This is a genomic window from Acinetobacter sp. SA01 (assembly GCF_011319235.1).
Lineage (GTDB): Bacteria > Pseudomonadota > Gammaproteobacteria > Pseudomonadales > Moraxellaceae > Acinetobacter.
In genome coordinates this window covers 108,301-117,418 of record NZ_WXXM01000011.1, presented here as the reverse complement: position 1 = coordinate 117,418, position 9,118 = coordinate 108,301, and the positions used below count along the sequence as shown (strand labels likewise).

The window sequence follows — 9,118 nt, the reverse complement described above, 5'->3', positions numbered from 1 at the left end:
AGACACCAACATATCAAACCGTCCGCTTCGATAATCGCAAAAGTGCGTATTCTAAAAGCGGACATTTTTACTTTGGAGAAACCGGACATTTCTACTTTGGGCTTACAAAAATCGTTTCGTATAACGACCATTATGTTAAATAGAGGAGCATACTTAAGTACTTGTATATTATGTTTGTGATTGATCATTACTTAGAATAGGAATACATGCGAAACATTAGAAATTGGGTTACAGAGGAAATAAAGTCTCCCTTATCCCAAATATATCTATTTTTTTACAAGAATATCTTTATTTTTATAATCCCAACAATTATTTTTTGGTCGCTAATATTGTTTCTGAATCCCTATCTTATAACTCCTATATCTAAGCTGCCAATTTATCTAGAAAGCCCTACTTTTGATATAAAACAGGGGAGAATGACATCTCTAATTTGGGTTGAAGATAAGAAAAAATACATAGCTAATTGTGCATATTTGGAAAGTAAAAATGAGAGTTTTTGTGAGATCAACCAATTGAAAAATATAATAAAAATAGAAGGCGAAATAATTGATACTAACTCAGTTTCAAAATCTAATATTTTGATAAAAAAAATTATTTTTCAGAGAACCACTTCAGATGATAATTTTGTATTTATTACTGATCCGAATGTAAGTAAACGCTGGGAGAAATCGTTAGTATTTCCGATTTATGTAATACGTTTTTTATTAATCCTATCTATTCTCTTTATTTCATTTTTTGTATTAAAAAGACGTTTAAATCGTCAGATCGGTGGCTATTCACTCTAAAGATATACTTGATGGCTATAGGTTTTTTCTTTAAAAAAAGAACCAACAAACATAACTAAGACACCAGGTAACATTCCTAAGAAGCTTGCTGCCTTTGCATCCATATGATTATTTACTTTTTCACGAAATACATGAGGACCAATAAACGTCCCTACAATACTGATGATTAGTCCAATAAATATTAAAAAATCTCCCACTGCCTTTCCTTCCTTTTTTATTTCGTATAACAGCCATTATGTTAGATATAGCTAAACTGATTTTGCATGTTACGAAGAATATCTTTAATAAAGTTAATTATATCAATATCTTATAATTATAAGAATGTATCATAAAAAAGTAATTTAGCTATAGAGGTCATTTGGAAAAGCTATCTAATAATTAAAATGAAGAACATTCCTGTAAAAATGGTTCCAATTATGAAATATATCAAAGGCACAAAATATCTTTGATACCAATGTGGGCTTTTCCCTTCACTGTCTATAAGACATCTTTCATTCCAAGTTGGTATGAGAAATATTAAAGCACAAGATATGAAAACAACTATTTTATTAAAACTAGATAAATCATTAATATAGTTTAAACCACTGTGTCTTTGAGCGAGCAGAAAGAATATAATTATTGGATAGAGTAGGAATCCAAGTAAGAGCCCCAACCACGTTAATGCATTATTACTCACAAAAAAACTCACTAAATTTTAGTTTTTCTAAAATTAACATAATACACCTTATACGAAATTAAAATTTATTTTATATAAATCAATTATTTAAATATAACTAAAAGCCTAATCTTCACAAATTAGGCTTTTTTAAGTGATTTTTCACGTTCCACGCTCTTAATTCATTTTTAAATCTAGAAGTAAAAAGGCTCCATTTCATAAAATGGCATTTTCTGATTTCATTACGAATAAAAACTCGGATCAGGTACTTTAGCCGTTAACACCCACTCCCCAATTTCCTGATATTTATAATCCACCGGGTCATGCAAAGTTTGGGTACGCACATTACGCCAGAAACGGTCCAGATTTAATTGGGCTGTGGTGGCACGTGCACCCATCACCTGAAAAATATTTTGTGTGATATACAACGAGGTATTGGTCGCCGCAATTTTGGCAGTCGCAATTGCAATAGACACTTCACCGCGCTGTTCAGCAGTGAGGTCATTGCCTAGATCCCATGCCGTCTGTAAGCTCTGAACCGCTTTAGCTGCCAGTAAACGTACGCCTTCCAACTGTACATAAAATTCGGCAAAGTGCTTTTGCGTAAACGGATCATTGACCGCATTTTCCACCAAGGATTTGGACCAGGCTTTTTGGCTCTGTACGGTTTGTCTGGCAGTTGCAAAAGCGCCTTCTGCCACGCCTAAAAACAGATGCACAAAAATCAGTTGCGCAATCAACGGACGTAAACTTGAATACGGCGTACTCAGGGGTCCCGGATTGAGCAATAACTCATCTTTTTTAATTTTAACCTGCTCAAAATGACTGGTACCGCTGTCAGTCTGGCGTTGTCCCATATTGTTCCAGTCACCTAAGAAGCTCACCCCTTCTCGGGCTGTCGGAATCACACCTATCAACAATTTACCTTCATCGTTGTAAGCTGAGCAGAGCAATACATCGGAATCGATCGAACCTGAACAGAAGCTTTTGTCGCCATGAAATAGATATGCATTTTCAGACACTTGGGTTGCAATGGTTCGTCGGTCTAAGGGATTTAAAGTATTGCCCCAAAACAGGTTTTCTTTTGCAGTTTGCTCCAACCATTTTCCATACTGTTCAGGCTGGGAAAACAGTTGCACCGTCGCAATCAGCAAATGATGAAAACCATAAACATGTGCCAGTGAACTGTCGACCTGGGCAATAGTCTGAATGGTTTGAAAAACTGTTTTCCAGTCTGCGCCCTGACCGCCATATTGCACAGGAATAGACAGCCCCAATAAACCACTTTGACGGATTAAATCACGCTCCTGTTTTGGGTTGCCGCCCTGTTTATCACGTTCAGCAGCAGTGGTTGCAAACTGTTCCGCCAGTTGTTGAGCGATGTATAATGGATTTGAAGTTAAAAGCGGGGATGAAGCATTCATAATATGATCTGATTATTGCTATATTTTTAGCTTAGCAGATGATGTTTTGCTGCTTTATCTGAATGCCTGCTGTGCTTATACATAAAATAAAAATACCGCCTCATTTTCAGGCGGTATTTTTATAAATGACTTATTTATCGGGATAGACCGTTGCAATCAGATTGTTCACCACCTGTGGGTCGGCCAGGGTTGAAGTATCTCCTAAAGTGTCCAGTTCATTGGCGGCAATTTTTCTTAAAATACGGCGCATGATTTTACCGGAACGGGTTTTCGGTAAAGCTGGAGCCCAATACAGGGCATCCGGTGTAGCTACGGGTCCCAAAACCTTACGCACCCAGTTAATCAGTTCATGACGCAGCTCTTCGGATTCCTCAAAATTTGCCTGTAAGGTGACGAATGCACAGATACCCTGTCCCTTAATATCATGCGGCATACCGACCACCGCCGCTTCAGCGACATGCTCATGCGCTACCAAGGCACTTTCCACTTCTGCCGTACCCAAACGGTGGCCAGAAACATTCAGTACGTCATCGACGCGTCCGGTAATCCAGTAATAGCCATCCTTGTCACGGCGGGCACCATCTCCGGTGAAATACGTCCCCGGATAAGTCGAGAAATAGGCTTCGATAAAACGTTCAGGATCACCCCAGATGGTACGCATCTGACCCGGCCAGGAATCCTTAATGATCAGGTTGCCTTCGGCTTCACCTTCAAGTTCCTTGCCTTCAGCATCGACGATGGCGGGTTGTATGCCGAACAATGGTCGGGTTGCAGAACCGGGTTTTAAATCGGTTGCACCCGGCAAAGGTGAAATCAGGATTCCGCCAGTCTCGGTTTGCCACCAGGTATCGACAATTGGACAGCGGCTTTCACCGACCACGGTATAATACCAGTTCCAGGCTTCCGGGTTAATCGGCTCACCCACCGAACCGATCAGGCGCAAGCTGCTGCGGTCACTTTCCCGAACGAAGGCATCGCCTTCGCGCATCATGGCACGAATCGCCGTGGGTGCGGTATAGAGGATGGAAACATTGTGCTTATCGACAATATGACCGGTACGCGCCCAAGTTGGATATTGCGGTACACCTTCAAACATCACCGTGGTGGTGCCATTGGAAAGTGGGCCATAGATCACATAGGAATGCCCGGTAATCCAGCCCGCATCCGCAGTACACCAAAACACATCATCCTGCTTGATATCGAACACTTCGCGGAAAGTGGAATTCACATAAGTCAGATAGCCACCGGTCGTATGCAACACTCCTTTAGGCTTGCCGGTCGAACCCGAGGTATACAGAATGAATAGCGGATCTTCGGCATTCATCGGTTCAGGCGGGCAGATTTCATTCACCGACATGATTTCCATGTGATACCACAGATCACGCCCTGGCTGCATTTCAATCGGGTTGCCAGTACGGTGTACCACAATCACATGTTCAACCGATTCAGTCCCGGCAATTTTCAAGGCTTCATCAACATTGGCTTTAAGCAGAATCGGCTTGCCGCCGCGCATGCCGGAATCGGCGGTAATCACCATTTTAGCCTGACTATCTTCAATCCGGCTGGCCAGAGAATCTGGTGAAAAGCCGCCAAATACCACACAATGTACCGCACCAATCCGGGCGCAGGCCAGCATCGCAATTGCGGCTTCCGAAACCATCGGCATATATAGCACCACCCGGTCGCCTTTTTTAATCCCGTTCTTTTTCAGGACATTGGCAAAACGGCAGGTCTCATCATAAAGTTCGTTAAAGGAAATAATCTTATGACGGGACGGGTGATCACCCTCCCAGATAATCGCCGGTTTATAAGGGTGTTCCTTGAGATGACGGTCCAAACAGTTGGCACTGAGGTTTAGCTGGCCATCAGCGAACCATTCAATCTTGAAATTGTCCTTGTCAAAACTGGTATTTTTGACCTGGGTAAACGGTTTGATCCAGTCCAGCTTGCTGGCCTGTTCAGCCCAATATTCATCAGGCTGCTCGATGGATTTCTGATAACGCTCGAAATATTCAGACTCATTGGTGCGAGCGGTTTTTTTAAATTCTTCTGGTACAGGATAGATTTCATTCATTGCTTACTTCCTTGATCTTATTCATCTCATCACGAGATGTTATGCCGCGTTATTGCTTTATTTATTGACTGCGTATTTACAGTATGGCGATTATTTTTCAACCGCTTCAATCATGCTTTGGTCGTAGTTTATTTATACAATTTAAAACACAGACCTCTCATCATATTCAACAAAAAAATATGGTTCTATGAGTATCTGACCTGTTCTTTTAATCTTATAATTTAAGCATAGAACGTACTGTTAACTTTACAAAATACAATATTTTTCTTCTCTGAATTTTATTTGGAAAACGCGTATGAACCCGCACGACGACTCCTCCTTTTTTTCCCGCGTCCAACCGGCCAGGTCAGATAATCCACTCTCTCCAGAAGGTCGTTTTGGTCGTCTGAGTTCAATTGGCTGGTATGGGTTTGTGCATCTGATTGCTTTCTTTGCCACCATTGCTCTTAGCCTGACCATGGGTATCTTTAACTTTCATACCCTGTCGATGGACAATCAGTTCGTCAATACCCTGACAGGAATCGCCGGACTCGGTTTCGTAGCCATTCTGGTGCTGTATATCTATTTTCTGATCATGATTAGCATACGCCGTTTGCATGATCTGAACCGTAGTGGCTGGCTGACCCTGCTGTTCCTGCTGCCACTGGTGAATATTTTTATGGGGCTGTATTTGCTTTTGGGTTCAGGGACTAAAGGTAGCAATAAATATGGACTGCCGCGTGAAACACTGGTCTGGGAAAAAATATTGGCCTGGTTGATGATCATCCTCGCAGTTCTGAGCTTCTTGGCTTCAGGCAGCATAATATCTTATCAGTTTGGTACAGGTGAACTGGAAGTTCCCCCACAAGTCATTCAAAAAGGCACTCAATATTTCTAAAGTTGGCTGACAATTTTTGACAAAACGTCAATGAATGCTAAATATTGTCGGTTAAATTTTTGTTCAGTTTCAGGCAAAATGTCCGGCAATGATCATCATCCGGAAAACTTGTGGCTGAAAAACAAAACGCCTTGAATGAGGTAACTCAAGACACCTCTCAACTTTTGCAAGAAGCAACAGAAAAGACAGCGCAAACTGTCATTGAACATACAGCAAAATACAATGATGCCTATTCCACCATCGACAAATTTGTTGATGCCTTTTGGGAACGCCTGCCTTATTTATGTATCGCGTTGGTGGTCTTTAGCATTTTCTGGTTGCTGTCAAAACTGTTTAAGCTCTTTGTCCGTAAAGCACTTACTGACCGTAGTTACACCAAACAAAACCTGGTACTGGTGCTGAACCGTGTCGGCAGTTCTGCCATCATCTTTATCGGCTTTTTAATTGCCATGGTGATTGCCATTCCAGGTTTTACCCCGGGTCAGCTGATGAGTGCTCTGGGAATTGGTTCGGTTGCCATCGGTTTTGCGTTCAAGGACATTTTCCAGAACCTGCTCTCTGGCATCTTAATCCTGCTGGGTGAACCGTTCAAAATTGGCGATGACATTATTGTTTCGGGCATGGAAGGAACGGTTGAGGATATCCAGATTCGTGCAACCTACTTACGTTCTCCCGATGGTCGCCGCATCGTGATTCCCAATGCGACGGTATATACCAGTGCCGTGATTGTAAACACGGCCTATCAACGCCGTCGTTGTGAATTTGTGGTGGGGATTGGTTATGAAGATGATGTACAAAAAGCCAAGAGCATTATCTTAAGCATTTTAGATAAAGACCCGACCATTTTGAGCCAGCCTGGATTTGCAGTAAACGTCAATGCACTTGCAGACTTCTCGATTAACCTGAATGTACGTTGGTGGGTCGATACTACAGAAACCACCACCGCAGGTTCAATCAGCGAAGTTCAGGAACGCGTGATTAAAGCCTTTGCTGAACATGAAATTTCGATTCCTTATCCGGTACAGGAAGTCAAAATCTATCGTGGCAATGACACGACAGAACTCGCTGAATCAGCACGTGCTAAATAAGCGGCCCAATATGTAAGGAATTACCGTTTCGGTCCGAATAATACGGTTGCCCAGGCTGACTGCCTGGCAGCCGTTTTTTATGAGTAAATCAATTTCATAAGGGATAAAACCGCCCTCTGGGCCAATTACGATGGTACAGGGATGATCAATGGCAAAAGGCATGGATTGCTCTACATAAGGATGGGCTACATAAGCAGGACATTCTGCCGTAATTAAACCGGGCAGCACATCTTCAACAAAAGGTTTAAAGCGTTTATGGATTTCAATTTGCGGTGCAACCGTATCCCCTGCCTGTTCCAGACCCAGTGTGACATAATGATCCAGCTGCTGTAGAAATGGGGTTTGCCAATAGCTTTTATCCACACGATAGCTATGCAGCAAAATCATTTTTTCCACCCCCAGGGTCACGCTATCCATAATCAGGCGGCGCAGCACTTTCGGACGTGGCATAGCGACAATTAAAGTTACTGGCAACTTGGCTGGAACATCTTCTTCTTTGAGCGGTTTTAATCTTATAGCGTGTTCGGTCACTTCCACAATTTCGGTGAGATAGCGTTTTCCCTCACGAATACCCACTTTAAGCGTATCACCTACAGTAATCTCTAGATGTTGCTGTAGATGCTCTAACTGACGTTTGCTGGTAATAGACCAGTATTCAGATTCAGTTTGGCGTGGGTCAAGGAGGACAATATTCATAATCTTCTGCTAAAGAATCATTCAACATATTAGGATACGCGGAAGGCGACAGGGATGTCGCCCGCTGATCTGTACAGCATGGATGCTGTCTCAGATCAGCAAAGGATTTTTGCTACTTTTGATCCCTCAAAAGTAGAGATTGCCTACGAATCAGCATTTAAACTTTTCTGTAAAAATGAGGCCGTATGGTGCATTTGAAATATTTAAATATACTGATCAATCACCGCAATATGTTTGGCTAAAGAACCCTTGTTCTGCAACATAATTTTCTGCGCGTGCTGGTTCAGCTGCTCTGCAGCGCTGTGATCATTTAACAGCTCCATCAAAACCTTCACCGCCTGCTCTGCATCTTCTACGACTTTCACACCCTCTACTGCGACAAATTTATCAACAATGGTCTGGAAGTTAAAATAATTTTTACCCAAAACCGTCGCTACATTTAAAGCAATCGGCTCCAGAATATTATGTCCGCCACCCGGTTCATTCAGCGAACCGCCAACAAAGCCAGCTTGGCTAAGTGCATACCACAGCCACATTTCCCCCATCGAATCGGCTAAATAGACTTGGGTATCTAACTGAATAGCTTCCCCTGCACTGCGACGACTGGTTTTTAGATTCAGATTTTGCGCAAGCTGAAACACTTCATCAAAGCGTTCCGGATGACGTGGCACCACAATGACCAGCAATTCTGGATGTTGTGCCAGATAAGGCTTGAAAGCCGTTAACAGTTTTTGTTCTTCAGGAGCATGGGTACTGGCAAGGGTGATGATTTTACGTGCCGATAAATGCCAGTCCTGTTGCAATTGCTGTGCCTGTTGAATAAAACTGTCCGGTGCATGAATATCAAATTTAATGCTGCCCAATACCTGACTTTTATTGGTTGCCATGCCCAAATTACGGTAACGATCTAAGGTCGCCTGATCTTGAGCCAGCAAATGTTCCAAACCCTTCAGCATGCCTTGGGTCAGTCCTTGAACCTTAGCATAGCCTTTGGCCGATTTTTCTGAAAGTCGGGCATTAATCAGTAAACATGGCACTTTAAATTGCTGTGCCTGATCGATTAAATTCGGCCAGATTTCAGTTTCTACCAAAGCCAATACTTTGGGCTGATATTTTTGATAAAACGTCTGGACTAATTTTTTCTGATCGGCAGGCAAATACACGGCCTGAAACAAATGTTCATAAGGTGCTTTTAGAAATAGTGACTTGGCCCGAGCCTGACCCGTCTTGGTGGTATTTGTGACCAGTACCGGATGGCCAAGTTTGAGGTAATGTTCAATTAAAGGCTGGGCTGCGTTGGTTTCTCCAACCGACACCACATGAAACCAGATCGAATGCAGGTTTTTCGGCGGTTGAAATGGACCAAAGCGCTCAAGACATTCTTGTTGCAATTGCTCCGTATTCAGCGCACGTTTTTTAATCTGCCATTTATACAATGGCTTAATTAGAGTAAGTGCCGCGTTGTACCAAAAAGGAGTAGCCAAACAAGTTGCCTCAAATCATGTTCAATCGGCAAAAT

8 protein-coding genes are annotated in these 9,118 nt (G+C 42.4%); 3 read left to right on the top strand and 5 right to left on the bottom strand.

Features of this window, described 5'->3' with window-relative positions:
• Window positions 1-416: 416 nt before the first annotated feature.
• On the top strand, window positions 417-785 hold the full coding sequence (locus GTU69_RS11525; RefSeq protein ID WP_166170651.1) for a hypothetical protein: 369 nt from the start codon (window positions 417-419) through the stop codon (window positions 783-785).
• Here the strand turns inward: GTU69_RS11525 and GTU69_RS11520 are convergent.
• The 3 genes from GTU69_RS11520 to acs all read right to left on the bottom strand — a co-directional run bounded on the left by GTU69_RS11520 (window position 782) and on the right by acs (window position 4,938).
• The gene (locus GTU69_RS11520; RefSeq protein WP_166170649.1) at window positions 782-982 is read right to left on the bottom strand and encodes a hypothetical protein; all 201 of its coding nucleotides are present in this window, start codon (window positions 980-982) and stop codon (window positions 782-784) included. The genes GTU69_RS11525 and GTU69_RS11520 overlap by 4 nt on opposite strands.
• Window positions 983-1,682: 700 nt before the next feature.
• Complete coding sequence (locus tag GTU69_RS11515; RefSeq protein ID WP_166170647.1) at window positions 1,683-2,864, bottom strand: acyl-CoA dehydrogenase family protein; 1,182 nt, start codon at window positions 2,862-2,864, stop codon at window positions 1,683-1,685.
• Between the two features lie 130 nt (window positions 2,865-2,994).
• Entirely contained in the window at window positions 2,995-4,938 is a 1,944-nt protein-coding gene (acs, locus tag GTU69_RS11510; protein ID WP_166170645.1) for an acetate--CoA ligase, read from the bottom strand.
• Window positions 4,939-5,233: 295 nt separating this feature from the next.
• On the opposite strand from acs, the gene GTU69_RS11505 reads away from it, so the two are divergent.
• Together GTU69_RS11505 and GTU69_RS11500 are read left to right on the top strand one after the other, a co-directional pair.
• Window positions 5,234-5,815: a DUF805 domain-containing protein gene (locus GTU69_RS11505; protein WP_166170643.1), complete on the top strand. Its 582-nt coding sequence runs from the start codon at window positions 5,234-5,236 to the stop codon at window positions 5,813-5,815.
• A 110-nt stretch (window positions 5,816-5,925) separates the two neighbouring features.
• On the top strand, window positions 5,926-6,903 hold the full coding sequence (locus GTU69_RS11500) for a mechanosensitive ion channel family protein (protein ID WP_166170641.1): 978 nt from the start codon (window positions 5,926-5,928) through the stop codon (window positions 6,901-6,903).
• Here GTU69_RS11500 and GTU69_RS11495 read toward each other — a convergent pair.
• Together GTU69_RS11495 and GTU69_RS11490 are read right to left on the bottom strand one after the other, a co-directional pair.
• The gene (locus tag GTU69_RS11495; RefSeq protein ID WP_166170639.1) at window positions 6,886-7,599 is read right to left on the bottom strand and encodes a 16S rRNA (uracil(1498)-N(3))-methyltransferase; all 714 of its coding nucleotides are present in this window, start codon (window positions 7,597-7,599) and stop codon (window positions 6,886-6,888) included. The two genes, GTU69_RS11500 and GTU69_RS11495, sit on opposite strands and share 18 nt — an antisense overlap.
• A 203-nt stretch (window positions 7,600-7,802) precedes the next feature.
• Window positions 7,803-9,083, bottom strand: a complete 1,281-nt coding sequence (locus tag GTU69_RS11490; RefSeq protein WP_166170637.1) for a 3-deoxy-D-manno-octulosonic acid transferase — start codon at window positions 9,081-9,083, stop codon at window positions 7,803-7,805.
• Window positions 9,084-9,118 lie beyond the last annotated feature (35 nt).

Excerpts from the sequence above, each read along its gene's own strand:
- GTU69_RS11515 (WP_166170647.1), bottom strand. The coding sequence starts at position 2,864 with ATGAATGCTTCATCCCCGCTTTTAACTTCAAATCCATTATACATCGCT.
- acs (WP_166170645.1), bottom strand. The coding sequence starts at position 4,938 with ATGAATGAAATCTATCCTGTACCAGAAGAATTTAAAAAAACCGCTCGC.
- GTU69_RS11495 (WP_166170639.1), bottom strand. The coding sequence starts at position 7,599 with ATGAATATTGTCCTCCTTGACCCACGCCAAACTGAATCTGAATACTGG.
- GTU69_RS11505 (WP_166170643.1), top strand. The coding sequence starts at position 5,234 with ATGAACCCGCACGACGACTCCTCCTTTTTTTCCCGCGTCCAACCGGCC.
- GTU69_RS11525 (WP_166170651.1), top strand. The coding sequence starts at position 417 with ATGACATCTCTAATTTGGGTTGAAGATAAGAAAAAATACATAGCTAAT.